Raw genomic sequence first — 26,903 nt, forward strand, 5'->3', positions numbered from 1 at the left:
AGATCCATGCACAAATATGATAATAAATCATAATGAGGCAGGCTTTTTTTGTTGCTTATATTGCAGCATCACATGCTACAAAAGGTGAGGGATGTGATATCCCAATCCAGCCTTTGTCAATAAAGTGTGAAAGCCTAAAAAGCAAGCAAAATTAATTTATGCAAAAATTAATTAAGATAATTAAATCAATATGTTATAATTATGGTAATATAATACCATATTAATTTTGGTTTGATTTTGCTTATTCGGGGCTAAAGTCATGGTCTATTTTGCGTGTAACGGGCAAAAAAAGCGGTATAGTTTTCATAAGAATCAAGGAGGATGTCTTATGGCCGATTTACTTTTAGATGATGATGAGATTTTATCTGCTCTTAGCCGCGTAAAAACTATTGCATTGCTTGGTGCGTCCCCTAATGCGGCGCGACCAAGTTTTGTGGTAATGGAATTTTTGTTAAGCCGCGGCTATAAGGTCATTCCGGTAAATCCGAGGCAGGCTGGCAAAGAAATTTGGGGTCAAAAAGTTTATGCTCGTTTGGCAGATATTGATGAGCCAATCGATATGATTGATATTTTCCGCAATGTTGATGCTATTCCTGCAATTTTGGATGAAGTCTTGGCTTTGCCCCATAAACCATATCTTTTCTGGATGCAGCTTGGTATTGCCGACATTATTTCAGCAAAACGCGCGATTGAAGCGGGCATTAATGTGGTGATGGATCGTTGCCCCCATATTGAGTTAGAAAAATTTTCTTAAAACATTTTGGTACTGATTGACGAGGTTTTTCTCGTTGTTTGTGAATTAAAAGGGAATATATAATGAGTGATAATGCAAAGCATTTTGACACCTTAGCAATTCATGCAGGTGCTGCACCCGACCCGACAACAGGTGCGCGTGTAACGCCTATTTATCAAACAACTGCTTATGTTTTTGAAGATGCCGATCAGGCGGCAAATCGATTTGCTTTGGCTGAGGCTGGCAATATTTATACACGCATAACCAATCCCACCCAAGCGGTGCTCGAGGAACGAATGGCAGCATTGGAAGGCGGTGTTGCAGCGCTTGCAACGGCTACCGGCCATGCCGCTGAATTTTTAACCTTTCATACTTTGATGGAGGCAGGTGATAATTTTATTGCTGCCCGTCAACTCTATGGCGGTTCGATCAATCAATTTGGCCAAGCATTTAAATCTTTTGATTGGCAGGTGCGGTGGGCAGATGGTACTGACCCTGCGAGTTTTGCGGCGCAAATCGACGGGCGTACCAAAGCAATATTTATTGAGAGTTTTGCCAATCCCGGTGGCATTATCATTGATATTGCAGAAATTGCCAAGGTGGCGGAGGCTCATAATATTCCACTTATTGTCGATAATACTATGGCAAGCCCCTATCTTTTACGGCCAATTGAACATGGTGCTAATATTGTTATCCATTCGCTGACTAAGTTTATCGGCGGTCATGGCAATTCTATGGGCGGTGTTATTATTGATGGCGGTAATTTTGATTGGCATAAATCAGGTAAATTTAATAAATTGACAGAGCCGCGCCCCGATTATGCTGGTCTTGTCATTGCGGATGCATTTGGAAAAGCTGCTTTTGCATTGGCGGCGCGCGTGCTTGGCATGCGTGATTTTGGCCCAACCATATCGCCATTTAATGCTTTTATGCTGCTAACAGGGGTTGAAACTCTTTCACTGCGTATGCAAAGACATTGCGATAATGCTTTGGCGGTGGCTGAATATTTGCAAAATCACCCACAGGTTTCATGGGTTTCTTATGCTGGTTTAAAGAATAGTCCCTATTATGCTTTACAACAGCGTATTGCGCCACTAGGGGCGGGTTCTGTTTTTACCTTCGGCATTAAGGGCGGCTATGAGGCAGGTGTAAAATTTGTTGCTGGCTTAAAGCTGTTTTCTCACCTTGCTAATATTGGTGACACGCGCTCACTGGTGATTCACCCCGCATCAACCACGCATCGTCAATTAAATGACGAACAAAAACATGCAGCTGGTGCAGGGCCAGATGTTATCCGGCTGTCGATCGGTATTGAGGGTATTGACGATATTTTAGGTGATTTAACTCAATCTTTTGCTCAAATTTAGCTTTTGCTCAAATTTAGCGTTAGTTTTGCCCTCAATATAAACTGCAAAATAAAGGTGGGGTAGGCTTAATTATGGAGTAAGATGAGAGGAAAAATAATTAAGAGACAACTCCACTTAGGCAATAAAGAGGGAAAATCTAAGTGGAGTTGTCTTGAAACATACTGAGCACGGGGAAGATCAGTATGTTTTGCCCAGTTAATGGGCTAAGATACTTTTTATGCGGGGGACTTAAAAAGTATCAAAGGATAATCGCTTAGGAGCTATCCAAGATTTCATTTTTAGAATTAGTGCAGTAAATCATAAAAAAAAGGGGGGTAGTCTTTTTTTATGATATTTTTGTTTAGTAAACGTTGAAAACATCAACCAAACGATTTGCAGTCTTTCTTTTCATTCGTCTTGTTGCATGTAAAATGCTTGAGACAGAATAAAGTTCCAACTTTTTTTATTAAATATTCAAATTTTTTTGAAATTGGTCTGAAATGCTGACCTATTTACAAAATTAGATTGAAAAATCAGAAATATCGCGGCATAAAGTTTAATGATCATTGTATCAATTAATTTACGTCATCTTGATAAGGTATTTAAAAATGGCTACGGCGTCTTCGGATCTTACATTTCAGATACTTCCCAATGAAAATCCAGTTGGAGTTTCTGAGCGTGAGGAAGTTTTAAAGAATCCAGGTTTTGGCAAAGTCTTCTCAGATCACATGGCTGTGGTGGAATGGAGCAGTGAAAAGGGTTGGCATAATGCACGAATTTGCGCGCGTAAGCCCTTTGAAATGGATCCTGCTGGTGCCGTATTACATTATGCGCAAGAAATATTTGAAGGCATGAAGGCTTATCGCAATACTGATGGTAATAATGCCAAGGTTACATTGTTTCGGCCAGATCAAAATGCAAAGCGTATGGAAAAATCAGCCATTCGTATGGGGATGCCTGCTTTACCTCAAAATATTTTTCTTGAAGCTGTTGAGCAGCTTGTAAAAATTGACAAGGATTGGATACCAACAGAAGAAGATGGCAGCCTTTATTTGCGTCCCTTCATGTTTGCCAATGAAAGTTTTCTTGGGGTGCGTCCTGCCCATAGTTTTATTTTTTGCGTTATTGCTTCCCCTGTCGGTGCTTATTTTAAAGGTGAAGGCAAACCAGTTAGCGTTTGGGTTGAAGAAACATTGACCCGCGCGTCGCGTGGTGGTACTGGCGCAGTAAAATGCGGTGGGAATTACGCCGCTAGTCTTGCAGCACAAGCAAAAGCTTATGACAAGGGCTGCGATCAGGTGGTGTTTTTAGATGCGGCTGAACACCGTTGGGTTGAAGAACTTGGCGGCATGAATATCTTTTTTGTTCATGAAGGTAATGTATTGGTGACACCGCCACTTACTGGTACTATTTTGCCAGGAATTACCCGTGCATCGCTTATCCAGCTTGCCCATGATAATGGTTTAAAAGTTGAAGAACGTCTTTATTCTTTTGATGAATGGAAGAATGACGCGGCAAGTGGCAAGTTAAAAGAAGTTTTTGCTTGTGGCACCGCGGCGGTTATTACGGCGATTGGCACAATTCGTTATGAAGGTGGTGAATTTGTTGTCAATAATAATGAAACGGGCGATATCACCCGTGCTTTGCGTAATCAATTGGTGCATATTCAGCGCGGCGAAGAGGTTGATCCGCATAATTGGGTTAAAATCGTAGCTTAATTGATGCTAGAGCTTTTTTAAAAGCAAGGTTTTAGTTTTAGACCTGCGCCCTGTTAAATTCTCAGTAATAGTCGTAATTTCTATTATTGAGAATTTTATAATTTTCTGTTTTCTTTTCAATTCTTTATTGAAACGGGTTTGGCGCTTAATATTATTGTTGATATATGCCTTGTGGGAATAAAATTTTATAAAAAAGCCTTTAAATTGTTGTATTACCTTGGAAGATAGGGCTTGTCATGCTATTGCCCTAATTCGATTGCAGGAATTCTTAAATATGGTTTCGGCCACAAAATATCAAATGTTGAAAGGATATACTTTATTATGCCGATAGCAAAAACTCTTACCACTGTGTCGTTGTTTGCCAGCGCTGCTGCATTGCTTGCCGCTTTTGTGGTTCCCGCATCGGCACAAAGTGCTATGGAAGGCTGGAACAAGGTTTGTAGCGAACAGCAAAATGAAAAAAAAGAAAAAATTAGCATTTGTAATACAATGAATAATATTGTGTCTGAAACAGGCCAATATTTGACAATGCTTAATCTTATTGAAGTTAAAGAAGGTGGCAAGAGCCAAAAGCGTATTGGTATCCAAGTGCCAACTGGCCGTCTTATTCCTGCAGGCATTAAGGTTAAAGTGGATGGTAATGCTGAAAAGACCATTCCATACATGATCTGTAATGGACCAACTTGTATTGCTAATGATGTTTTGAGTGATGAGCTTGTTGCCCAGATGAAAAAAGGCACAAAGCTTACTGTGACATCTGTAAACTTCCAAGGCGCTCCTAATCCTTTAGAAGTATCGCTTACTGGTTTTGCTAAAATCTTTGACGGCCCTGGCATGCGTGAGCAGGATTTCCAAGCTGAGCAGGAAAAACTGCAAAAAGCAATTCAAGACAAGCAACAAGAGCAAGACGATAAAATGCGTGAAGCTCAAGAAAAAGCAAAGAACGCCAACTAAAATAATCGCGTTAGCTTTGGTTAAACTTGGCTAATGATGGCATTTTAACGGTATTTAAAAAAGGGAAGCACTTTATTGGGCTTCCCTTTTTTGTATAATAATCGCCTTTATCGTATGATTGCCAAATAGCTTAAGGGTGGAACCCAGTACTTTATGGAAATAAGTCAAATAAAATAGCCAAAGCTGCTAGGAGCAAAGCTAAAAATTGGTAATATACTTATTAGAGTTTTTTTAAGTTAAAGCTTTTTTTAAGATATAGGCAGGTTAATGCTATAATTTTGTTGAAAAAACTTGTAAATCAATTACTTCTTAGGCCTGATTTTTTGTTCACATTAAAATTTTTTATATATTTTGCTCAAATTTAAAAATTCGGTCTCTAAAATATGTTAAGGGGTAGGGGATTGCATAGGCACAAAAGTCTAGTTCATTTACTGATAAAATCTTTTGGTCGCAAGGGTTTGCGCTATTTAACAATAATTCTTATTATTTCTATTTTTATAGCTTTGCTTTCATCTTATGCACCAATATTGCTTGCAACAATTATAAAGAATTTACAAAATATCAAAAGTGACAGCAATTCCTCATTCATCATTGCCCAGATTATTGCCTTTGTTACAATAATTGGCCTTGCGCGTTTGATGAGCCCTTTTATTACCTATCTTAATGCAAAAATCAGGGCTGAAAATTATGGCTTTGTCACGGATACATATTTTGATCATTATAATAAAAATAGTGACGATCAATCCCTATATAAAACGCCAGCACGGGTAGCCAGTCATATTAACCAAGTTAATAATGAAATATATATTATATATAATCACCTTACTTCACAAATATTGATCCCGTTTTGTCAGCTTATCATTTCATCGGTTATTTTATTTTTTTTACAACAATATATATTCTTATTTGTTATTTATATTTATCTCATTGCTTATATGCTTATTCAAATCTATTTTTCGAGGATTGTTGTTCGCTACAAGCTCAAATTAATGGAGTCTGGCCGTTCTGTTTATGATTTATTGGAAGACTTTTTAAACAATATTAATGTTGCGGTAAGGTTTAATACATTCAAAATCCTATCACATTCCTTCAAGGCTAAACTTGCAGATGACCTTACAGTGCAAAAGCCCTATTTTAGGTGTTACATCGGTTTAAGCTTTATCAATTATCTTTTAGTCTTTTTATTTGGTAATATTGTTTTAATTTACAGTTATGGAAAAGTGGTCTATGGGCCGCAAGGCATTGAATATTTCATTATGATGAATGGCTATCTGATGATGCTTATCATGCCCATTGAGCAGATTGGTGGTGTTTATACAGCTCTTCGCCAATCTTTTTCGGCGCTATTTCACTTTATGGACGAAGTTGATTTTAATGAGTGTCATCTTCAAAAAAGCGTTCAGCTGAAAACCATTGAAAATATCCGCTTCGTCAATTTTTCTTATGCTCATAACGGATCTGAAAATATTATTTTTAAAAATATGTCACTTGATATTAACAAAGGTGATAAAATTGCACTTATTGGCCAAAGTGGTATTGGCAAATCCACATTTGCAAAAATTTTATATGGCTTAGATACAAAAAAACGCGGTACATTGTTTTTATCGGATATTGATGCGATGGACTTATCTGTTTTAGATCTGCGTGATAAGATTTGCATTATCACTCAAAATAGCTACATTTTCAATGCGAGCAGTTATTTTAATTTGCAAGTTGCTAAAGCAGATGCAACGGTTTTTGAAATGGAAACTGCCGTTAAAATGGTAGGCCTTTATGACGAGCTATGCGCATTGCCCAATGCTATGGCAACGCAGCTTGGCCACAATGGCGATATATTATCTGGTGGACAAAAACAGCGTTTGGCAATTGCGCGGCTATTTCTGCGTAATCCCGATATTATAATATTGGATGAAGTGACTTCAGGCTTAGACCTATCGACGGAAAAACTTGTTTACGACCAAATATATAAAGTTTTTGCCGATAAAATAATTATTAGCATTAGCCATCGGGCGCAATTGCTTGATTATAGCGATAAAATATATGAGCTTGTTGATGGCAATTTTATTAAACATTAGAGTGCATTTCGATCTGATTGGATGAGATTAGCGCCCTAATCCATTGTTTGCACCGCGTTTTTGTCCGAAAGCCGCTTCACACTTTTCTAAAAACGCTCTAAATGCAAATTTTTAAGGTATAAAGCTAAGGGGGCAAAGCCAGCTATTGATTATTTTTTTTAAACCATCTTTAATCAATAGATCGAGTTAATCGGGGGATAAATCATGACGGATATTTTAAAAAGAGTTTTTGCAATCATTGCCATTTTTTCATTTGCCATTCTGCCTGCTTTTAGCGCTAACACACCTTGCAGTGGTAAAAAGGGCGGCGTAAAGCAATGCACGAGTGATGGCAAATTTCTTTGTAATGACGGATCGACCAGTAAATCTAAGCAAAAATGCAGTCGCTGATTAAGCGGCATATTAAGCTATCAGAGCGATTGCCATAAGCAGTATATTTGCAAAAAGATAAATTCACTTTGTTATAGGATGATGGAATTTTGCCAAAGAAGATGAGTTGTTTTATGTTGCCTGCCCATCTTCTTCATCCATTAATATACGCGTAATCATTTCAGGTCGGGTAAAATACACACCCCTAGCTGGTGGTGGAGTTGAGCATAAAAGCATCAAAACAATCCATAGAAATATAAAAGCTACATTGTTTGATGTGGCGAAATAGCCTAAATCCTGTCCTTGCTGATTATCGTTCCTATAGTCTTCAATTAAGTTTTTAACAATTGGCCAATCGCTGGCAAACACCCACATATTCATGCCATTGGTTGCATAAACATAATGAGGCAATGCCGCAGAAAAATAGCTATTATCTAACATTACCTCAATGCCATAGCTATTAAGAAAGGCTTTTAAAGCATAGCTGTCCAAGGAGCCGAACCCGGTTGCAATTTTTACAAGATCGGGATTTTGATGCATGGACTCCGCCCCTTTTTTGGAAAAATGGTAGTAGTAGGTACGTTAGAGCGCCAATCTGATTGGATCAGATCGGCGCTCTAATCCATTGTTTACCAGCGTTTTTTGTCCGAAAACCGCTTCACACTTTTCGGAAAACGCTCTAATGAGTATTGGTAAAGTATTTTTATATGCTTAACAATATAAATCAAATAAAAATTAGCAATAAAATCGATATGCAATAGCCCAAACTAAAAGTTATAATTATCTCAATTAGTTTGGGCAATTTTATTGGTAGCATAACGTGAATTTAAATATTTTCAACATGTGTGCAGCCGAATTTATTATCTGTACTTGCATAAGATGACGTGCCACACGAAAAGCAAAACGGTGAAAAATTGCTTTTACGACTATGACATTTATTGCAGTGGCTAAAAATATGTAGGCCGCAATGTGGACAAAAATCCGTTTTTTCGTCTTTAAGGTGAATATTGCGCTCGCAGCCAGGGCAACGCTCTTTTTGCAAAAAGGTTAAGGCCATATCATAATCGATCTTATTGCGGCGTTGCGTTTCTGGTTCGGTTTCTAGTTCTTTTATATTACGCAGATAGTTTTTAAACGCACGAATAAGATAAATGCCGATGATAATCGATAATATTATACCTGTGATAAGGCGCACATAACCACCATAGCTTGGAAGATATGGCACCAGCTCAACAAAAAAGCTAAATAAAGCAAATATTATAAAGCCCCAAACAAATGGCCAGTAATCTGTTTTGCGTTTTTGAATATAGGCCCAGCCCGCAATAACCAGCAAAGGTAGTGTTAAGGCTAGGCGATAGAAAAAGACCTTTAATTCTTGCCAAGCCTCAGTCTTTTCTAATGTAGTTGTGGCAATTGAATAGTGCTTGGATATTTCCTCATCAATTTCATGATCAACACTATTATATGCAAATTGGGCAGCTTGTACTTTTCCTTGCTGAATTTTATAGTCATGCTCGGCTTTTTGTTTAGCCTGTTGTAAGGCATTTAGGTCATTTGTCCGTGCGATTAATTGATTGTCTTGTGAAGCAGATTGTATGCTGCGCCGTGTTTCTAACCAATTATCAAATTCTGTCTTACTTGATTTATATAATTCGTTACTTAGCTCAACTTTTTCTTGAAGTGCTTGTAATATGTCTTGCTGTTGCTGCATTTCAGAACGGGGAAGATCACGCCGCGCTTCTAATTGTGCAATGGCTTCCTTATCAACAAAATCATCAACTGAAAGTGTTGCTTCAATTTTCGGCAAATCGGCAATAATATTGGAACCTAATTGCAATAGAAACCATGCGAAAACTAAAGTTAGCATCCAAAGAAATAGCTTGAAACATTTTTCAGTCCAGCGTTGAGACTTTTTCATTTTACAGCTCCAAAGTTTTTTAGTTAATGAACAATGTTCAATAATTAAAGAAAATGCAAGTGTTATTTTAACTTACTGCAAAAAATCTGTTAAACAGCATTTATTATCGGTGAAGCGATAACGCGTCTTAAATCTTGTAATTTGGCATATTGAAGACAAGCGGAAATTGATTCAATTTTTACAAAAAAGCTCTAAAGCGCGAAATAGCACTATTCTAGCTGAAACATAAGCAGTTAATTTAAATTGGGTTTAAAAGATGTAAATTATAGGCTAATAGCTAAGTAACTGTTTTATTTAATTTTTCTGTGGTTGTTACCGATGGTTTTTAAGTTTATTAAGAGATTTTCTAAAAAGAAAGTTAAATAATGCAATAATTTCAAATTTAGGGGTTGTGTAAAAGAAAATTATGGCTATATTGCCGCCTCAATGGTGAGGTGGCCGAGTGGTTGAAGGCGCACGCCTGGAACGCGTGTATACGGGAAACCGTATCGAGGGTTCGAATCCCTCTCTCACCGCCATAAATATTTATCAACCAAATATTTGCCTATTTTTTAGTAAAATAATCGATTTATTGGCACTTCTATTTCAGTGCATTTTACTATTTGGCAAAATTTATTTACCTCCCCATTAGCATCACTGGTTTGACTGGAAGATTGCAATCAAATTTCCTTTTATCTTATTATAATGCTGACGAAGGCCTTATTTCTTATAAAAACTAATATCGTAAAGTGAAGTAATAATAGGAAAATTGCTTAAAACTATGTAATGGAGTCGAAAAGCTACGCTAAAGGTAAGTTAAGATTGATTAAGGTTAGTTAGAATGTCTATTTCTCAGCAATTATTAATGTCTATTTCTCCGCAATTATTTACGAGAATTATTAGCTTGATATTTATTTTTGCGGTTTATTCAATCATTTTCACTGCAAAAAAGAAAAGGGGCGTTTTTCTCCTTTTATGGTTATTCCTTTCTGTACCATTTTATATTGGTCTCCTTATAGCTAATGATAGAAACGAAGCTTTAAGCCAAGGCTTTGAAAATCTGAAACAATATCGTATAGCAAACCAGATTGAGCGTCCTGTTTATATGTCTTGGATCAGTGATAAGGTCGAGGATTTTATAGTTATGGCTCAAAAATCTCGAGATAAGGTTGCCCTTCAAAATAATAAAAATGATAGTTTTTTGTTGGATAGATCATTTAATAAACCCACCCGCAATAATTTGAATAATATTCCTGCATTTACTCGTATTACTGAGCTATTTAATCGGCTCAATATTGCTTGGAGGCCAGTGACAGATGATAGCTGTCTTTTGTACAATAAATGCCAATTAGCTGTAAATAACACGACATTAACGATTGGTGATGATATGGTTTCTCTATTGCCTATGGATGAAATTAAAAAAGATGACTATATCCACATGTGCTCGCTCATATTCTCAGCATTGCGGAATAAGGAGACCAAAGCTGCAGAGGATGTTATGAAGCAAGCTTTTTTATCCGCCCCTAAAGATGCGATAATTTTTAATGATGCAGAAAATTTTGTAATCCAACCCTTTGATCGTGTTGGGCACGTATGTGGCTTTTACCTCGATAGGCGTGAACTTCCAATACCAATAAAATCGCCCCAATAACTATAACATCTCTTTAAATTGCAATTTAGTTGCCTCTCTTTCTATTCCTATCACGCTGATAATTTTATTTTTTCAGATTGTGATTTGAAGAAAAAGGGAGGCGCAAAATATAAGCATGCGGGAAGGGCACAAAACAGCTACAGGTAAAATCGTTAAAAAAAGCCTATCGGCTATCCGCGTTGCTTTTTGCTTTTCTGTTGTATTGTACGGTTTTGTGTTATTTCATTTAATAAAGGGCATAAAGCCAAGAATTATTGCGTGCTGTCGGGAATTGTTAAGTCAGCATCCTTAAAATAGGAGTAAATGGTCAACAAACTGTCCTTAGCTTCTGGATCTTGAATGTCCGTAAAATACCAAATTCCACTGACTTGAAATGCTATTACTACAAGCTTTGCATCTGATGTTTTATTGTCAATTGAAACGATATGTGAGTTATAAGGTATAAGGGCATATAATTTGTCATTAGAAGTTTTACGATAGACAATTTTTTCTGGATCAAAGTCAATTTTAATTGATTTTATATCGTCAAATCTTTGCTGCATTTCCTCTCGCAGATGCGCTTCAATTTTTAATGGAATAATCTGACGCTTATATGCGGTATATCGCATAAATCCGGGAGGGGTAGTGGCCACAACTCTATTGGCATCTTTCAATTCATATCCATGGAACCAATGGGCGGCAGCCTCTTGCAATTCTGTCTTAGTGCTGTCCTCCCACTTAGCTGCAACTGCTGGACTATTGAACAGCAAAAACGCAAATATAACATAGATAATCTTTTTCATATCTTTCCTCGCGATGATATATAATTAGTATGGATAGCAATAGAATTATAGGCTGTATAGCTAAAAAAAATTTTAGCTTGCTGTCGTTTGGATGTTTTTATTTAACTCAATAATATCGGTCTTCGGTGCGTATGAAATCTGCATTCTTAAGTTTTTAAAACATACAAAGCATGACAGTGAGGGCGCTTTTATGAGTAAGGTTTTTTAACAATATAGTGAAACGCACAAATTTTACCATTTTAAAACTAGAAGAGTGAAATAAAAGTGATTAAAATATAAATTATCTCAATGTTTTTTTATATTTAAAACAACAAAAATTTATTGACATATCAATAAATATACTATATTTATGAATGACGATATTTTTTTTCGAGTTGTTTCTTTTTCGCATTATGCGTCATAATTTTCCCTCTTCTCAAAAATCGGTATAAAAATGCAGTTTTTGCATTTGTCTCTTATTGCTATGAAAGGGTTTATTATGACCACAGGCACAGTTAAATGGTTCAACTCAACCAAAGGCTTCGGCTTCATTCAGCCAGATAATGGCGGCGCAGATGTTTTCGTTCACATTAGTGCAGTAGAACAATCTGGTATGCGCGAACTTAATGAAGGTCAAGCTGTTAGCTATGACATGCAGCAAGATAAGCGTTCAGGCAAAATGTCTGCTTGCAACCTAGCAGCTGCTTAAATATTGCTATCTGTTTTCCAATGACCACGGATGTACTGGCATTGTTGAAAATAAGATAACGACGTGAGGTCAGACGGATTGTCTGGCCTTTTTTATTGACCTATTTCAATTTTAATAGATATCGCTGCTACATTTGTATTAATGATGATAGCAGTGCAAGGCTTATATCGCTTTTGTTCTTTAACTTGTATTTAAGCTGAAAGATGTGCCCAAATATCACTTTTATTAAATTAAAGCGATAAGCCCCTTATTTGCGCGCATTATTTACCTATCAGACTTGGATTTACTCACAAAAATTGAGCTAATTTTTGTGAGTACTGCTTTAAGTGTAAAATTTTTCTTATGGATTTTTAATATCATTGAATTGCGGATAGGTAGCCTTTAGTATTGTAATTGTGTTAGAATTACGTTCAAGAAAATACCACTTGCCGTCAATTTTTACCGCAACAGCTTGATCGCTAAAGCTATCTTTGTCGCCCTCGTTAAAGATTGCATAGCTCGTATAATTGATAATTGCGTATTTTTCACCCCCTGCTGTTTGTAAATACTCAATATCCTTTTTATTGTTTTTTGTGTTTATTTCATAGGTGATGGATTTAGTAATCTGAAAACTTCTATTAATATCTTGATTTGCTTTTTTTTCAAAAGCACTTACTTCCAGATTTTGTTCTTTAGCAAGATAGGCAATATATTTGGGGGGATGCAACGCAAAGACACCAGCAGCATCTTTTTTTTCAAATGCACTAAAGCTAATAGAAAATGCTTTAATCATTTCGTTCTTTTCCTCAGCTGACCAATTATTAGCCAAAGCTGAACTATTGAATATAAATAGTGCTAAAAAAGTGTAGATAATCTTTTTCATATATTCCTCATTGTAAACGTATTATTATTAGCACCATATATATAATAATAATTTTATCGATAATATGCTTTATTGGCCTATATCAACGGTTATGATCTAGTATTTTTGTCTATTGTCTCATTGCTAAACTTAATAAAGGTATATTAGAGCGCTTTTCGATCTGACTGGATCAGATCGGCGCTCTAATCCATTGTTTACACCGCGTTTTTTGTCCGAAAACCGCTTCACACTTTTCGGAAAACGCTCTAATGCTTGGAAGATTGTTTTTTATTTTTTTATTTGGCTTCTTTTACGTAAATTTATCAAGCGGGCTAAAAGCGCAAGAAGCGCCTAAGGCAAAGCAAAATAGTATAGAAGCATGGGCAACAAAAGATGCAACATCAAGGACAGGGCTGCTTTTCAAAGATGCAGATCCTGCTATTTATGCTTTGGCACGTAAGATTGAGCGCAAAGAGCCTATAAGCTTAGAGGAAGTGAAAGCTCTACCTGATGGTTCAGTTAATGCGCGCTATGGTGAAGATATAACATTTTTGTTTCATGCCTTGGCGATGCATAATACAAAAGCCGTTGATATTTTGTTACAAGCCGGTGCTGACCCATATATGGTTGCACGTTCAAACCGAAGAAGCAGATTAAATTTACCATATTATCTGGGCTTTCCTGGAAGTGATGATCTTTCAGATGAAGGCTATGAATATATGGCAGAATTAATCCGTATCTATCTTAAAAATGGTGGGGACCCCAATTATCGTTTTGCCGATAAGGGGCAAAGTTTAATTTGGCATGTAACCCTTATAGGAAATTATAAAGGTACACGTATGTTACTTGATGCAGGGGCTGATCCATTGGTAATGGATGCCAATGGCATGGCTGCGGTTCTAACTCTTTCTGGCATTAACAGTCACCCAGAAGCAAGAGAGCTTTTACGTGAAATTATTTGCAAAGGATATTATGACCATGCTGATATGGAATATGTGAAGAAAATCTTACTTTATTTAACTCCCCTAGGGCCTGACGATCCTGAAAAAGAAGCTGTTAACCGTAAATTTGCCATGCGTATTTTGCGTAACCACCATGATTATAAAGATGATATTGCAACACAAGAGCATTTTAATGGCCCTATCCCTTGGAAAGATATTTTAAATGAGGGTGAGGGGGATGTTTGTAATGGCTTTTGATGCGGCATCTATTAAAGCTATTTAATAATAGCCATAAAACTTAAGCATTTATTTATAAGTAATTTTATGAAAAGAGAGTGTTCCTGCTCATACCTTAAAACATGCTGTAAGGCCTGTTTTTGTTTGCTATAATAAGTGTTTTTTGTCTATTTGTTGAAGTTAAGGTTAGCATTGCCACGCATTATTTGGCGCTGAAAGATGTTTTACATTTTCCAATAATTGTAAATATAAGCCACTTTTTACAAAAAATTTAAAGGAAAAATTGTTAAGAGCACGTCAATTGGTTTTAAGAAACGGTAACGTGCTCTAAGTTATTTTTTCGGCCATATTGGATCACTATAAAAGTAAATTAGACCTTTTTAAAAAGCTTAGCTATCTATTTCATGGCTTGAATAGTCAGGATAACGAGCGCCTTGGGCAGGGGGCAGAATTGCGCTAATCTCTTGCCAGATGGTTGCGTCAAGTTGAATATCCAAGGCGTGTAAATTTTCATTAAGCCGTTCTGGTTTGGTGGTGCCGAAAATTGGTACAATGTGGTCGCCTTGGGCTAAAACCCAAGCAAGTGCCAATTGCGCCGGTGTAATGCCTAGCTTAATTGCATATTCTTTAAGTTTTTCAACCACAAGTAAGTTTTTGTTAAAATTTTCCCCTTGGAAACGGGGAGAATGTTTACGATAGTCATTATCCGTAAAGTCAGCTGGTGTTTTAATACTGCCCGTTAGAAAACCACGTCCTAAGGGCGCATAAGGCACGATACCAATACCAAGTTCTTTACACGTATCCATAACCCCATTGGTTTCAATATCGCGCGTCCAAAGCGAATATTCGCTTTGCAGTGCGGTTAATGGGTGGACTTTATGGGCGCGGCGAAGCGTGGCTGCTGATACTTCAGAAAGGCCGATATGGCGGACCTTTCCCTCATCGACTAAGTCTTTCATTGCGCCGACAGTGTCTTCAATAGGAACATCACGATCAAGGCGGTGCATATAATATAAATCAATATAATCGGTTTTTAGGCGTTTTAGTGATGCTTCGCAGGCCGATTTTACATAATTAGGGCTGCCATTCACGGTCTTATTGCCATTATTATTATCAAGCCCTCTAACAAGACCGAACTTGGTGGCAATGATTAGCTTGTCGCGTTTCCTGCCTATCGCTTCAGCCACCAACTCCTCATTGGTATAGGGGCCATAAACATCGGCAGTATCAAAAAAATTGATGCCCTTTTCTATGGCGCTATGAATAGTGTTGATAGCTTGTTGGCGATCTACAACGCCATAGGCCCAAGTCAGCCCCATGCAACCAAGCCCCAAGGCACTTACTTGCAAGGCGGTATTAATTTCAGCTTTTGAATTACCAAGATCTCTCTTTTGCATGATTTTTCTTCCATTCGTTACGCTCAGTGCTTCTTGTGAAGCACCGGAAGATCAGGATTTTGCAAGTTGTCTAAAGCGGCTTTCCAAATCTGTATTGGTTGTGCCTTGTTCTATTTCTTGCTCAATGGTTTGGTAAGCGATGATTTTTTTATCAAGCGATTGAAGATTTTCTTGCAACTGTTTGATATCTTGCGCAACTTTTTTGCGGTGCTGTTCTAATGTTTGCCGTCGTTCGGTAATGCTTGCATCACCTTTATCGCGTAAAGTCGCATATTCAAGCATTTGTGCTAGCGGCATACCTGTTGCTTTTAAATTTTTTAAAAAACAAACCCAAGTTAAAATGGCCTTATCATAGTCACGCTGACCACCGCCATCACGGTCTGCATAGGGTAATAGCCCAATGCGTTCATAATAGCGGATAGTATGACAGGAAAGACCACTGCGTTGTGCAAGTTCACCGATTTTCATTGCATATCCTTTCAACGCATATAGATTTACGGCTTAGAGTATACTCTAAGTCAAGCGTAAAATAAAAAAATTACATATTTATTTTAATGCTGTTTTTAAGTGAAAAGTGATGGTTAGTTATCAATAATCGTTCAAAAACGATCACTTGACATCATTCAATGTGGGTAGCTGAGTTGATATAATTGAGTATTTTTTAATTGGAGTAATATAAGTTTGCTTTAGTCTAGACCTTAAAATGCGCTGCCCACTGGTGGTAAAAAGCTTATAGGCAAAGGCTTCTAACGGCCAATTCATTGAAGCGTTTATAATACCTTCATCATCTCCCCTTTTGGCAGACTTTAAATAAACGGTTTCAATAAGATCGCTCATAAACAAAAATAGCCTTTAATCGCGGCACGGCTAGCAATTGTTTATATAACACCAGACACTATAAATTTTGCCATCGATTATCTTTCCCATCGCCGTTCTAACGCCGACTATAGCTCCTGACGAAAGTCACATCAGGAGCGAAAATTAAAATTTTATCAGTTTTTATCTAAGTTACGAATGATTTTCAAACCTTGTTCAACCTTATGTAGTTCATCTAAAACACTTTTTACACTTTTCTCAATCAAGTTATTACCGGTGAAACTACCGTCATCACCAAGATTTTCATAATAATTAGGTACTGCAATTGTATCCAAAATTGGGTACATACGCACAGCAGTCAGCATCTGGCGCGCCGCTTCTGCAGCTCTTGTGCCACCTGATACCCCGCCATAACTTAAAAAGGCTACGCTCTTATAGGCCCATTCATTGCAAAGATAGGTAATTGCATTGATAAAACTTGATGGTGGCAAGTGGTCATATTCAGGAATGACAAAAATATACGCATCACCACGGGCAGCAATATTGCTCCAATATTTGGTATGGTTTTTGGTATATTGGCCAAGGCGCGGATGGTTAGGCTCATCAAAAAGTGGCAGGTTGAGCGCCGCAATATCGACAAGTTCAACATCAAAGCGACTGTCTGCATGAGCATGTTGCAAAAGCCACTGGGCAAGGGCAGGACCTTTTCGTCCAGGTCTTGTTGTTGTGATAATGATTTGTAAAACAGGCTTGGTCAATGCTTCACTCCAAAAAATTTTTGATTAAGGCTGAATGTAATTAGAGAGACGCAGATTTGAAAATGGTAAAAATATCAAGTTTTATTGAGCTTATGTGTTTGTGATAAAAATACCGAAATATTTTGCCAAACTATGCAGCTCTTTTTATTTTGAAAGCATCGGGCAGGGCAGTTGCGATAATTTTTTTCATCACCGTTGGAAGAGCTTCATCACGCAAATCATCAATTGCAACCCACCAACCGTTTTTGAAATTTTGTTCATCAATATTATTGGCAAGATAAACCGACATTTCAAGACGGAAATGGGTAAATATATGGGTTGCTTCACCACTATAATGCCAATTGGCTTTGCTTGGTGCTTGGTTGAGATCGTGTTTTTTTTCTAATAAACCAAAATAATTTGGCACTTCGCTCATTTGCGCAAGCAAGCCTTTTTCATGCCGCTTTTGTAAAAAAACATTGCCTTCTTTGGACAATAAGATAAAGGCCGCCCCTTGCCGTAAAGGCTTATCTTTTTTAGGAGCTTTAATCGGATAAATTTCGGGATCACCTTGTGCTAAAGCTTGGCAATTGGAGTTGATAGGACATAAAAAACAGCTTGGCCGTTTGGGGCTGCATAGGCTTGCACCAAGATCCATCATCGCTTGCGCAAAATCCCCCGGCCTATCATTGGGTGAAATAAGCGCCATTTTTTCACGGATCAATGGTTTTGCAGCAGGAAGCGGCGTTGATATGCAAAAAAGCCGGCTGATAATACGCTCAATATTGCCATCAACCACAGCTTCATTTTGATTAAAGGCAATGGCGGCAATGGCAGCGCTCGTATAATCGCCAATACCGGGTAGCTTTTTCAAATCAATTATAGTGCTGGGAAATATGCCATTATAATCCTTAACAATCCTATCGGCGCAAGCTTTTAAATTACGTGCACGAGAATAATAGCCAAGGCCTGCCCAAGCTTTTAAAACATCATCAAGTGATGCGGCGGCCAAATTTTCAACCCTTGGCCATTTTTGTATAAATTTGATAAAATATGCTTTTACCGCTTCAACGGTTGTTTGTTGCAGCATCACTTCCGATAGCCAAATCTTATAAGGATCAGGCTTTAAACCATTTTGTGCGTCTTTGGGACTAATACGCCAAGGCAGCACGCGATGGTGCCTATCATACCAATCCAATAATTGCTTTGCATATATTTCCATAGCATCGATATAGGTGAGATTAGAACTAATTGAAAGATGCGCAGCTGCTTTTGGCAGCTGCGCATCTTTATTAAATAACAATGGACTGCCCATTATTTATGGGCAGCCTTGCCTATTAAATGTCAAGACTTTCTGTATCGGCAAAGGCAGCATTTTCTTGAATGAAGCGAAAACGCGCTTCTGGCTTAGTGCCCATAAGGTCACTTACGGTTTCTTTGGTCGCTTCAACACTTTCATCATCAATTAAAACCCGCAAAAGTGTGCGTTTTGCTGGATTCATGGTTGTTTCTTTAAGCTGCTCGGCACGCATTTCACCAAGACCTTTAAATCGACCTATTTCAATTTTGCCACGGCCAGTAAACTGAGTTTTCATAAGTTCATCCTTATGAGCATCATTGCGCGCATAGGCAACATTGCCGCCTTGGCTAATACGGTAAAGGGGCGGTACCGCAAGATAGAGATGGCCGCCAGTTACAAGAGCTGGCATTTCTTGATAAAAAAATGTCATAAGTAGGGAAGCAATATGGGCGCCATCAACGTCAGCATCAGTCATAATAATGATGCGTTCATAGCGTAAATCTTCTTCGCGATATTTAGAGCGTGTGCCGCAACCAAGTGCTTGCACCAAATCAGCAATAAGCTGGTTAGCTGTTAATTTATCACGGCCAGCACTTGCGACATTCAAGATTTTACCCCGTAATGGTAAAATTGCCTGATTGGCGCGGTTGCGTGCTTGCTTAGCAGAGCCGCCGGCCGAATCCCCTTCAACTAAGAATAGTTCAGCGCCAAGGGCAGAATTTTGGGTGCAGTCGGCTAGTTTGCCGGGTAGTCGCAATTTGCGCACTGCGGTTTTGCGATTGATTTCACGTTCTTGGCGACGGCGCAAACGTTCATCGGCACGTTCAATCACCCATTCAAGCAATTTGGTCGCTTCTTGTGGGGAGCTTGCAAGCCAATGGTCGAAAGGATCGCGTATGGCATTTTCAACGATGCGCTGGGCTTCTGTGGTTGCTAGGCGATCTTTGGTTTGTCCTACAAATTCTGGCTCGCGAATAAAGACGGAAAGCATGGCTGCTGCTGAAATCATCACATCTTCAGTGGTGATGATTGAAGCACGTTTATTGCCAATGAGTTCTCCATAGCCTTTTAGGCCGCGCAAAAGAGCAATTCGCAAGCCTGCTTCATGGGTGCCGCCTTCGCCTGTTGGAATAGTATTACAATAAGAATGGACATAGGCGTCGCCGCCATACCAAGCTACTGCCCATTCAACCGAGCCATGGCCACCGCGTTGATCGGTTTTGCCTGAAAATATTTCTTGGGTTACTCTAAAATCTTTACCAAGCGAATTACCAAGAAAATCTTTTAAACCGCCGGGAAAATGAAATACTGCTTTTTCAGGTATTTCCTTATTCGGATCCAAAAGGCTTGCATCGCAATTCCACCGAATTTCCACACCGCCAAAAAGATAGGCTTTCGAGCGTGCCATGCGATAAAGGCGCTCTGGTTCAAAATGCGCTTTAGTGCCAAAAATATCAGCGTCGGGGTGAAATCTTACGCGCGTACCACGGCGGTTATGAACTTCACCAAGGTCTTCTAAACCACCAAGGGGAAGCCCACGTGAAAAACGCTGGCGATAAAGGCGACGACCACGGGCAACTTCAACCTCGCAATCATCGGAAAGTGCATTAACAACCGAAATACCAACGCCATGCAAACCGCCGGATGTTTCATAGGCTTTGCCGTCAAACTTACCGCCAGCATGAAGTTTGGTCATAATAACTTCAAGGGTTGATTTACCTGGTACTTGTGGGTGATTTTCAATGGGAATACCGCGACCATTATCAGTAACTGACAAATAGCCATTGGCATCAAGGGTTACATCGATAAAATTAGCGTGCCCAGCAACCGCTTCATCCATCGCATTATCAATAACTTCTGCAAAAAGATGATGAAGTGCTTTGGAATCCGTACCACCAATATACATGCCGGGCCGCAGGCGCACAGGCTCCAAACCTTCAAGCACACGAATGGCTGACGCATCATAGGCTTGTTCTGCTTTGGTCTCATTGGTGTTAGAAAGCGGTAAACTACTCATAAATGTTTCCAATTTGGATGGTTCAGATTTATCTGTCGCAGAAATAACTGATTTTGATGTTGTCGGTTCGCTAGTTGCAATAAGTGTATCGTTTTCTCTATGTTCTTGTAAAGTTCTTATATTGTTTTTACTCAAATCTTGCGGGAAAGTAGCGAAAAGGTCATCGTCTTTTTTATCGGTCATATTCTTTCTGCTTCTTCTGTCATGCTGAATAGCTCAATTGCTCTTAGCAATTTTAAAACAAAATTGCGATAGCTTTGGTCTTTATTGTTTATCAATATCACCAAATATCTCGGCAAAAGTTTTTGCAAGGGCATTATCAACATCATCCATGGTGACAGGTAAGCCTAAATCCACAAGGCTGGTTACACCATGATTGGCAATTCCGCAGGGGACAATGCCTGAATAATGGGTGAGGTCAGGTTCTACATTAATGGCAAGACCATGAAAACTTACCCATTTTTTTAATCTGATGCCAATCGCGGCAATTTTATCTTCCGCAGGCTCCCCTATAATTGTTGATGGGCGCTCCGGCCGCACAACCCAAACGCCAACGCGATCTTCACGCCGCTCGCCCTTAATATTAAACTCTGCCAAAGTGTCGATAATCCATTGCTCAATCGCTGCAACAAAAGCGCGAATATCCTCGCGGCGCTTTTTCAAATCAAGCATAATATAGACAATACGTTGCCCAGGGCCATGATACGTATATTCACCGCCGCGCCCTGCATCATAAACAGGGAAGCGATCAGGAGCAATCAAGTCGTTAATATTGGCGCTGGTGCCAGCCGTATAAAGCGGTGGATGCTCAACGAGCCAGATCAATTCTCTTGCATTATCGCTGCGGATAGCTTCTGCACGTTTTTGCATGAAGTCTAAGGCAAATTGATAATCCGTCAAGCCGCTTTCAATGCGCCATTCAACCGGCGAATTGTTAATTTGTGGCTTAAAGCTGTATTTAATATCGTTACGAAAACTGGGGCGTATATTTTGCGTCATGGCTCTTATTTATGATGTTCCTGTTAAGAATGCCAGTGTAAATATCAGTTACGCTTGCTTTTTAGGGGAAAAATTGGCTAATCTTATGGCATTTCCAGCAAAGATTGATTCAAGTTTTGCGTTTGGACAATGCGATAAAACTTGCGTTGGGAAAATGCGCCAAAATAAAGAATTTAGAGCACAATATTGCTTTAACAAAAAATAAGTGTGCTCTAACAAAAAGAAAAGGCAAAAAATGACATTACCTCAAGATACAGCAACCAAAGTTGATAAAGCAATTGAACGCCGTGGTTTAATGCTGGTATTATCATCGCCATCAGGTGCGGGTAAATCAACGATTACGCGTCTCTTGCGCGAAGACCCTGAAATGAATTTGGCACTATCTGTCAGTGTTACAACGCGTCAACGCCGCCCAAGCGAAGCTGATGGTGTTCATTATCATTTTATTAGTGTAAAAGATTTTGAGCGCCGCCGTGATAATAATGAGCTTGCCGAATGGGCAGAAGTGCATGGCAATTATTATGGCACATTACGCGATAGTGTTGAACAGGTATTGTCGCAAGGCAATGACATGCTTTTTGATATTGATTATCAAGGAGCGGCGCAATTACAAGAAAAAATGCTTGATGATGTTGTTTCAATTTTCATTTTGCCACCATCAATGAAAGAATTAATGGCGCGTTTGCATCGGCGCGCTGAAGATAGTGAAGATGTTATCACTATGCGGCTTGAAAATGCTCGCAAGGAGATAGCTCATTGGAACTCATATGATTATATCATCGTCAATGAAGATCTTAACATTTCGCTTACTGCAGTAAAGTCAATTATTGTTGCTGAACGATTAAAGCGCGCGCGCCGTCCTGGTATGCAAAAATTTATTGATTCACTCATAACAGAAGAAATTTAAATAATCATAATAAATATAAAACCGCGCTATACTTGTAATAAACAAGAATAAACGCGGTTTTCATATACTCAACAAGCTTTCATGATACGCAAACACTTATGAAAGCAATAAACTCCGGTACGCAGTACCAAATCCGGAGTGTGAAAGCAGCTTTAAGCAACCTTCGATTAGGATAAATAAAGCAATTGTGTTAATTCGAAGTTATCAATTGCTTAAATATTTATGAATTTTGCATTTTATTGCATGGGAAATGCACTTTTTTGCCATATTTTATAGGTGAAGAGTTTTTGTGGTTTTTCAAATTGACAATAGGAATGACATTTGACACGCGCAATCATGTTACAAGGCACCGGATCAGATGTGGGGAAAACTGTTCTGGTTGCCGGTCTTTGCCGTGCACTTTACTTGCGTGGCATTAAAGTTGCGCCTTTTAAGCCGCAAAATATGTCAAATAATGCCGCTGTTGCCAATGATGGTGGTGAAATTGGCCGTGGGCAGTGGTTGCAAGCCATAGCCGCAGGTCTTGAGCCGTCAATCCATATGAATCCGGTATTATTAAAGCCGCAAAGCGAAACTGGTTCGCAGGTTATAGTGCAAGGCAAGTTAACTACAACCGCACAAGGCCGTGATTATCAGGCTTTAAAAAAACAATTAATGCATGCGGTTTTAGATTCTTATCAAAAATTGCAAAAGACTGCTGATTTTATCATTGTTGAAGGGGCAGGATCACCAGCGGAAATTAATTTGCGCCAAAATGATATTGCTAATATGGGCTTTGCCGCTGCCGCCAATGTACCGGTGATTCTGGTTGGCGATATTGATCGCGGCGGGGTTATTGCTTCCATTGTTGGAACCCATACAATATTAGACCTAAAAGACCGCAATTTAATTGCTGGTTTTTTAATAAATAAATTCCGTGGTGATTTGAGCCTTTTTGATAAGGGCATTGCAGCAATTCAAAATTTTACTGGCTGGCAATCCTTTGGGATTGTACCTTGGTTGAAGGCTGTTGCCAATCTTCCAGCTGAAGATTCCGTCATTTTAGATCGGGATTTTCACCAAGCAAGTGCTGCTAAATCTCATGCAAAACTAAAATTTGTGGTGCCTATTGGCCGGCATATTGCCAATTTTGATGATCTTGATCCTTTAAAGTCCGAGGATTGGGTTGATCTTATTTTGCTTAAAAACGGTGCGCCAATACCAAGTGACGTTGATATTATTTTGCTGTTAGGGTCCAAGGCAACACTTGCCGATATGCGATTTTTTCATGAAAATGGCTGGGCTAAATCTATTCAAGATCATGCAGCAAGGGGCGGTCATGTCATTGGTATTTGTGGTGGCTTGCAAATGCTTGGCCAAATTATTGAAGACGCAGATGGCGTGGAAGGTAAAGCAGATAAAATTGCTGGTTTAAAATTATTGGATATTGCCACTAAAATGACCAAAACCAAAACAACACGCAATGTTAGCGGCATTCATAGGACCTATAATTGCTTGGTTCAAGGCTATGAAATTCATCTTGGTGAGACTTTAGGCAATGATTGCTTGAATAGCTCTATTTATCTTGATGGAAAACAAGATGGCGCCGCAAGTCGTGATGGAAAGATCTGGGGCACTTATTTACATGGGATATTTAATCAAGGTGTTTTTCGCTCAAAGTTTTTAAGTGGTTTTGGTGCGCTGTCTCAAGGCGTATCACAACAAAGCATTATTGATGATGCCTTAAATGATATTGCCGCAGAGCTTGAAAGGACGGTAAATATTGACCAATTATTGGCTATTGCACGTTAAAACTTTACGTATTTTTGAAAATGTCCAATGGCATATTAGGTTTTAAATGGCTAATGACGTCAAATAATGCCAAGAATTTGTGCTTTTATTGGCGATAAACAATGACAAATATTGCACTTATTGCCATAGGCATGTATAGGATCTAATAAATTTATCTTTATCAATTTAGTGAAGAATACCAGAATATCAGGAGATATGGCATGTCGGTCGATTTGTCGACAGTGAAACGGGTAGCCAATTTGGCACGTATCGCTTTAAGTGAAGACGAAGCTCAAGCAATGAGTGAAGGTCTAAATTCCATTCTGGGATTTGTTGAACAATTAAATGAAGTGGATGTAACTGGTGTTGAGCCGATGACATCGGTCGCGCCAATGGCACTTGTTATGCGTGAAGATATTGTAACCGATGGTAATAAGGCGAGCGATATTGTTGCCAATGCCCCACTTACTGAGGATAATTTTTTCCTCGTTCCTAAAGTTGTTGAATAAAGACATCAAAGCCGGATTTTTTCTAACTGATCAATCTGATTTTATATGATGTAAAACGATTGTATCCCTTATAGTTAGACCTCGAAAAGAGAGATTTACTATGACTGATTTAACCGCTCTAACCATTGCAGAAGCTCGCGACCGTATGAAGGCGGGCGATTTTTTGCCAAGCGAGCTGACAAAGGCTTATATTAGCAATATTGAAGCCGCAAATGAAACATTTAATGCCTATGTTACTGTTACGGCTGATAAAGCGCTTGATATGGCAAAGGCAAGTGACGAACGCTTGCAAAAAGGCGAGGGACGTGCGCTAGAGGGTATTCCTCTTGGTATTAAAGACCTATTTGCTACTTATGATACTCATACACAAGCGTGTTCCAACATTCTTAAAGATTTTAAACCGCGTTATGAATCAACGGTTACCAGCAATCTTTGGGATGATGGCGCGGTAATGCTTGGCAAACTCAATATGGACGAGTTTGCGATGGGGTCGTCAAATGAAACATCCTTTTATGGCCCAGCAATTAATCCATGGCGTAAAAATGGCTCAACTGATGCTTTAGCGCCGGGCGGTTCATCGGGTGGTTCTGCTGCTGGTGTTGCTGCACAATTATGCGCTGGTGCAACTGCAACCGATACGGGCGGCTCTATTCGTCAGCCTGCTGCCTTTACCGGTACCGTTGGTATTAAGCCAACCTATGGTCGTTGCTCGCGCTTTGGTGTGGTTGCTTATGCTTCGTCACTTGATCAGGCAGGCCCAATTGCAAAAGATGTGCGTGATGCTGCTATTTTGCTAAAATCTATGGCATCTTACGATCTTAAGGATTCAACATCGGTTAATATTGCAGTGCCAGATTATGAGGCCGCGCTTGGCCGTTCAGTCAAAGGTATGCGTATTGGTATTCCAAAAGAATATTATGTTGATGGCATGTCGCCTGAAATCGTTGAATTATGGAATAAGGGCAAGGAATGGCTTAAAGCTGCTGGTGCAGAAATTGTTGACATTTCTCTACCCCATACCAAATATGCCTTGCCAGCCTATTATATTGTAGCACCAGCGGAGGCATCTTCCAATCTTGCTCGTTATGATGGTGTGCGTTATGGTTTGCGCGTGCCGGGCAAAGATATTCAGGAAATGTATGAAAATAGCCGTTCTGCTGGCTTTGGCACTGAAGTAAAGCGCCGTATCCTTATCGGCACTTATGTGCTTTCATCGGGCTATTATGATGCTTATTATCTTAAAGCTCAAAAAGTACGTAGCCTTATCAAAAAGGATTTTGATGATTCATTTGCTGCAGGCATTGATGCAATTCTTGCACCTGCAACACCAACTGCAGCTTTTGCTATTGGTGATGAAAAATTGAAAGCTGATCCGGTTGCTATGTATCTAAATGATATTTTCACCGTAACGGTTAACATGGCTGGTCTGCCTGCTATTACTGTACCTGCTGGGCTTTCTAATGATGGTTTGCCTTTATCATTGCAATTGATTGGTCGCCCTTTTGGTGAAGAAACCTTGTTCCAGCTTTCGCATGTGATTGAACAGGCAACGGGCCATTTTCTACCAACCAAATGGTGGTAATAACGAGATTAAAAAAAGGCCTTAAATTTTTAAGGCCTTTTTCTTTATAAGGTACAAGCTTTATCCTGCAGCAATCCTTACCAAGTGCCAGTGTTTTTCATCGAAAGCCAAGGCTCAATGGGTTCTAGGCTCTTACCCTTTTGCAATATTTCAATTGAAATATTATCCGGCGATTTAACAAATGCCATATGGCCATCACGCGGTGGGCGGTTAATTACTATACCATTATCCATTAAGTTTTGGCAAAATTGATAAATGTCATCTACTTCATAGGCTAAATGGCCAAAATTGCGGCCACTATCATATTCTTGATCATCCCAATTATAGGTAAGTTCCAATTCTGGCGAGTTATCAGCCATAGCATCTTCACGATCATCTAATGCGGCAAGAAACACCAGCGTGAAACGACCTTCTTGGTTTTCTTTTCTATGGGTTTCAGATAAGCCGAATAATTTTTTATAAAAATGCAAAGATTGTTCTAAATCGCGCACGCGCACCATTGTATGAAGATAACGCATAATCGGCTCCTTTATTAGATCACATTGTTGGTTTATCCAAAATGGATGAAAGTTGACATCCACCATTCATCTTTTTTTAAAAAACAGAGTCAAATAGCGCCAACCCTATAAAGGTTGTG

At 39.0% G+C, this 26,903-nt stretch carries 25 protein-coding genes, 1 tRNA gene and 1 pseudogene; 15 read left to right on the top strand and 12 right to left on the bottom strand.

Annotated features, from left to right (window positions below; translation table 11 throughout):
- Positions 1–328 precede the first annotated feature (328 nt).
- From N5852_RS05705 to N5852_RS05730, 6 genes are all read left to right on the top strand, one after another.
- Positions 329–754, top strand: coding sequence for a CoA-binding protein (locus N5852_RS05705; protein ID WP_262099448.1), 426 nt, complete (start codon positions 329–331; stop codon positions 752–754).
- A 62-nt stretch (positions 755–816) separates the two neighbouring features.
- Positions 817–2,100 carry an O-acetylhomoserine aminocarboxypropyltransferase gene (locus N5852_RS05710; protein WP_262099449.1) on the top strand — a complete coding sequence of 428 codons (1,284 nt, stop codon included), beginning with the start codon at positions 817–819 and terminating at the stop codon, positions 2,098–2,100.
- 587 nt (positions 2,101–2,687) lie between these two features.
- A complete protein-coding gene (locus tag N5852_RS05715) occupies positions 2,688–3,797 on the top strand; it encodes a branched-chain amino acid aminotransferase (RefSeq protein ID WP_262099450.1) in 1,110 nt (369 codons plus the stop codon).
- A 321-nt stretch (positions 3,798–4,118) separates the two neighbouring features.
- Positions 4,119–4,751, top strand: a complete 633-nt coding sequence (locus N5852_RS05720) for an invasion associated locus B family protein (RefSeq protein WP_262099451.1) — start codon at positions 4,119–4,121, stop codon at positions 4,749–4,751.
- A 401-nt stretch (positions 4,752–5,152) separates the two neighbouring features.
- Positions 5,153–6,826, top strand: coding sequence for an ATP-binding cassette domain-containing protein (locus N5852_RS05725; RefSeq protein ID WP_262099452.1), 1,674 nt, complete (start codon positions 5,153–5,155; stop codon positions 6,824–6,826).
- 204 nt (positions 6,827–7,030) lie between these two features.
- A complete protein-coding gene (locus N5852_RS05730; protein WP_262099453.1) occupies positions 7,031–7,216 on the top strand; it encodes a YdcA family protein in 186 nt (61 codons plus the stop codon).
- Between the two features lie 111 nt (positions 7,217–7,327).
- Here the strand turns inward: N5852_RS05730 and N5852_RS05735 are convergent, their stop codons facing one another.
- Both N5852_RS05735 and N5852_RS05740 read right to left on the bottom strand, forming a co-directional pair.
- On the bottom strand, positions 7,328–7,735 hold the full coding sequence (locus N5852_RS05735; protein WP_262099454.1) for a hypothetical protein: 408 nt from the start codon (positions 7,733–7,735) through the stop codon (positions 7,328–7,330).
- 286 nt (positions 7,736–8,021) lie between these two features.
- Positions 8,022–9,113: a serine endopeptidase gene (locus tag N5852_RS05740; RefSeq protein WP_262099455.1), complete on the bottom strand. Its 1,092-nt coding sequence runs from the start codon at positions 9,111–9,113 to the stop codon at positions 8,022–8,024.
- 428 nt (positions 9,114–9,541) lie between these two features.
- Between N5852_RS05740 and N5852_RS05745 the strand changes: the two genes are divergently transcribed.
- Both N5852_RS05745 and N5852_RS05750 read left to right on the top strand, forming a co-directional pair.
- A tRNA-Ser gene (locus N5852_RS05745) sits at positions 9,542–9,631 on the top strand.
- A 302-nt stretch (positions 9,632–9,933) separates the two neighbouring features.
- Positions 9,934–10,743 (top strand): hypothetical protein, encoded by an 810-nt coding sequence (locus tag N5852_RS05750; RefSeq protein WP_262099456.1) that lies wholly within the window; start codon positions 9,934–9,936, stop codon positions 10,741–10,743.
- 251 nt (positions 10,744–10,994) lie between these two features.
- On the opposite strand, the gene N5852_RS05755 is transcribed toward N5852_RS05750, so the two are convergent.
- The gene (locus tag N5852_RS05755; RefSeq protein ID WP_262099457.1) at positions 10,995–11,525 is read right to left on the bottom strand and encodes a hypothetical protein; all 531 of its coding nucleotides are present in this window, start codon (positions 11,523–11,525) and stop codon (positions 10,995–10,997) included.
- 478 nt (positions 11,526–12,003) lie between these two features.
- Between N5852_RS05755 and N5852_RS05760 the strand changes: the two genes are divergently transcribed.
- Positions 12,004–12,213 carry a cold-shock protein gene (locus N5852_RS05760; RefSeq protein ID WP_262099458.1) on the top strand — a complete coding sequence of 70 codons (210 nt, stop codon included), beginning with the start codon at positions 12,004–12,006 and terminating at the stop codon, positions 12,211–12,213.
- Between the two features lie 340 nt (positions 12,214–12,553).
- On the opposite strand, the gene N5852_RS05765 is transcribed toward N5852_RS05760, so the two are convergent.
- Positions 12,554–13,075: a hypothetical protein gene (locus N5852_RS05765; protein WP_262099459.1), complete on the bottom strand. Its 522-nt coding sequence runs from the start codon at positions 13,073–13,075 to the stop codon at positions 12,554–12,556.
- Between the two features lie 248 nt (positions 13,076–13,323).
- Here N5852_RS05765 and N5852_RS05770 point away from each other — a divergent pair, with 248 nt between their 5' ends.
- Positions 13,324–14,253 (top strand): ankyrin repeat domain-containing protein, encoded by a 930-nt coding sequence (locus N5852_RS05770; protein ID WP_262099461.1) that lies wholly within the window; start codon positions 13,324–13,326, stop codon positions 14,251–14,253.
- A gap of 368 nt (positions 14,254–14,621) precedes the next feature.
- On the opposite strand, the gene N5852_RS05775 is transcribed toward N5852_RS05770, so the two are convergent.
- From N5852_RS05775 to lipB, 7 genes and pseudogenes are all read right to left on the bottom strand, one after another.
- Entirely contained in the window at positions 14,622–15,629 is a 1,008-nt protein-coding gene (locus tag N5852_RS05775; RefSeq protein WP_262099462.1) for an aldo/keto reductase, read from the bottom strand.
- Between the two features lie 51 nt (positions 15,630–15,680).
- Positions 15,681–16,097 carry a MerR family transcriptional regulator gene (locus N5852_RS05780; protein WP_262099463.1) on the bottom strand — a complete coding sequence of 139 codons (417 nt, stop codon included), beginning with the start codon at positions 16,095–16,097 and terminating at the stop codon, positions 15,681–15,683.
- A gap of 141 nt (positions 16,098–16,238) precedes the next feature.
- Entirely contained in the window at positions 16,239–16,466 is a 228-nt protein-coding gene (locus tag N5852_RS05785) for a hypothetical protein (protein ID WP_262099465.1), read from the bottom strand.
- Positions 16,467–16,621: 155 nt separating this feature from the next.
- The gene (locus N5852_RS05790) at positions 16,622–17,203 is read right to left on the bottom strand and encodes an NADPH-dependent FMN reductase (RefSeq protein WP_262099466.1); all 582 of its coding nucleotides are present in this window, start codon (positions 17,201–17,203) and stop codon (positions 16,622–16,624) included.
- Between the two features lie 130 nt (positions 17,204–17,333).
- Positions 17,334–18,404 (bottom strand): A/G-specific adenine glycosylase, encoded by a 1,071-nt coding sequence (gene mutY / locus N5852_RS05795; protein WP_262099700.1) that lies wholly within the window; start codon positions 18,402–18,404, stop codon positions 17,334–17,336.
- A gap of 115 nt (positions 18,405–18,519) precedes the next feature.
- A pseudogene (gene parE, locus N5852_RS05800) lies at positions 18,520–20,448 on the bottom strand (DNA topoisomerase IV subunit B); the annotation flags it as partial.
- 315 nt (positions 20,449–20,763) lie between these two features.
- Positions 20,764–21,498 carry a lipoyl(octanoyl) transferase LipB gene (gene lipB, locus N5852_RS05805; RefSeq protein ID WP_410004235.1) on the bottom strand — a complete coding sequence of 245 codons (735 nt, stop codon included), beginning with the start codon at positions 21,496–21,498 and terminating at the stop codon, positions 20,764–20,766.
- Here lipB and N5852_RS05810 point away from each other — a divergent pair.
- From N5852_RS05810 to gatA, 5 genes are all read left to right on the top strand, one after another.
- On the top strand, positions 21,497–21,703 hold the full coding sequence (locus tag N5852_RS05810; protein WP_262099470.1) for a hypothetical protein: 207 nt from the start codon (positions 21,497–21,499) through the stop codon (positions 21,701–21,703). The two genes, lipB and N5852_RS05810, sit on opposite strands and share 2 nt — an antisense overlap.
- 30 nt (positions 21,704–21,733) lie before the next feature.
- Positions 21,734–22,405, top strand: coding sequence for a guanylate kinase (gene gmk / locus N5852_RS05815; protein ID WP_262099471.1), 672 nt, complete (start codon positions 21,734–21,736; stop codon positions 22,403–22,405).
- 321 nt (positions 22,406–22,726) lie between these two features.
- Positions 22,727–24,196: a cobyric acid synthase gene (locus N5852_RS05820; protein WP_262099472.1), complete on the top strand. Its 1,470-nt coding sequence runs from the start codon at positions 22,727–22,729 to the stop codon at positions 24,194–24,196.
- A gap of 200 nt (positions 24,197–24,396) precedes the next feature.
- A complete protein-coding gene (gene gatC, locus N5852_RS05825; protein ID WP_262099473.1) occupies positions 24,397–24,684 on the top strand; it encodes an Asp-tRNA(Asn)/Glu-tRNA(Gln) amidotransferase subunit GatC in 288 nt (95 codons plus the stop codon).
- Positions 24,685–24,784: 100 nt separating this feature from the next.
- Positions 24,785–26,266, top strand: a complete 1,482-nt coding sequence (gene gatA, locus N5852_RS05830; RefSeq protein WP_262099475.1) for an Asp-tRNA(Asn)/Glu-tRNA(Gln) amidotransferase subunit GatA — start codon at positions 24,785–24,787, stop codon at positions 26,264–26,266.
- Between the two features lie 77 nt (positions 26,267–26,343).
- Here gatA and N5852_RS05835 read toward each other — a convergent pair whose 3' ends face one another.
- Positions 26,344–26,784: a VOC family protein gene (locus N5852_RS05835; protein WP_262099476.1), complete on the bottom strand. Its 441-nt coding sequence runs from the start codon at positions 26,782–26,784 to the stop codon at positions 26,344–26,346.
- Positions 26,785–26,903 lie beyond the last annotated feature (119 nt).

It is taken from the genome of Bartonella sp. HY328 (assembly GCF_025449335.1).
Lineage (GTDB): Bacteria > Pseudomonadota > Alphaproteobacteria > Rhizobiales > Rhizobiaceae > HY038.

Bases quoted from the DNA above. Each gene is read 5' to 3' on its own strand.
- N5852_RS05720 (WP_262099451.1), top strand. From the start codon at position 4,119: ATGCCGATAGCAAAAACTCTTACCACTGTGTCGTTGTTTGCCAGCGCT.
- N5852_RS05735 (WP_262099454.1), bottom strand. From the start codon at position 7,735: ATGCATCAAAATCCCGATCTTGTAAAAATTGCAACCGGGTTCGGCTCC.
- N5852_RS05750 (WP_262099456.1), top strand. From the start codon at position 9,934: ATGTCTATTTCTCAGCAATTATTAATGTCTATTTCTCCGCAATTATTT.
- gatC (WP_262099473.1), top strand. From the start codon at position 24,397: ATGTCGGTCGATTTGTCGACAGTGAAACGGGTAGCCAATTTGGCACGT.
- N5852_RS05785 (WP_262099465.1), bottom strand. From the start codon at position 16,466: ATGAGCGATCTTATTGAAACCGTTTATTTAAAGTCTGCCAAAAGGGGA.
- gatA (WP_262099475.1), top strand. From the start codon at position 24,785: ATGACTGATTTAACCGCTCTAACCATTGCAGAAGCTCGCGACCGTATG.
- N5852_RS05780 (WP_262099463.1), bottom strand. From the start codon at position 16,097: ATGAAAATCGGTGAACTTGCACAACGCAGTGGTCTTTCCTGTCATACT.
- gmk (WP_262099471.1), top strand. From the start codon at position 21,734: ATGACATTACCTCAAGATACAGCAACCAAAGTTGATAAAGCAATTGAA.
- N5852_RS05730 (WP_262099453.1), top strand. From the start codon at position 7,031: ATGACGGATATTTTAAAAAGAGTTTTTGCAATCATTGCCATTTTTTCA.
- lipB (WP_410004235.1), bottom strand. From the start codon at position 21,498: ATGACGCAAAATATACGCCCCAGTTTTCGTAACGATATTAAATACAGC.
- N5852_RS05755 (WP_262099457.1), bottom strand. From the start codon at position 11,525: ATGAAAAAGATTATCTATGTTATATTTGCGTTTTTGCTGTTCAATAGT.
- N5852_RS05740 (WP_262099455.1), bottom strand. From the start codon at position 9,113: ATGAAAAAGTCTCAACGCTGGACTGAAAAATGTTTCAAGCTATTTCTT.
- N5852_RS05705 (WP_262099448.1), top strand. From the start codon at position 329: ATGGCCGATTTACTTTTAGATGATGATGAGATTTTATCTGCTCTTAGC.
- N5852_RS05715 (WP_262099450.1), top strand. From the start codon at position 2,688: ATGGCTACGGCGTCTTCGGATCTTACATTTCAGATACTTCCCAATGAA.
- N5852_RS05835 (WP_262099476.1), bottom strand. From the start codon at position 26,784: ATGCGTTATCTTCATACAATGGTGCGCGTGCGCGATTTAGAACAATCT.
- mutY (WP_262099700.1), bottom strand. From the start codon at position 18,404: ATGGAAATATATGCAAAGCAATTATTGGATTGGTATGATAGGCACCAT.
- N5852_RS05775 (WP_262099462.1), bottom strand. From the start codon at position 15,629: ATGCAAAAGAGAGATCTTGGTAATTCAAAAGCTGAAATTAATACCGCC.
- N5852_RS05770 (WP_262099461.1), top strand. From the start codon at position 13,324: ATGCTTGGAAGATTGTTTTTTATTTTTTTATTTGGCTTCTTTTACGTA.
- N5852_RS05810 (WP_262099470.1), top strand. From the start codon at position 21,497: ATGGCTCTTATTTATGATGTTCCTGTTAAGAATGCCAGTGTAAATATC.
- N5852_RS05765 (WP_262099459.1), bottom strand. From the start codon at position 13,075: ATGAAAAAGATTATCTACACTTTTTTAGCACTATTTATATTCAATAGT.
- N5852_RS05760 (WP_262099458.1), top strand. From the start codon at position 12,004: ATGACCACAGGCACAGTTAAATGGTTCAACTCAACCAAAGGCTTCGGC.
- N5852_RS05710 (WP_262099449.1), top strand. From the start codon at position 817: ATGAGTGATAATGCAAAGCATTTTGACACCTTAGCAATTCATGCAGGT.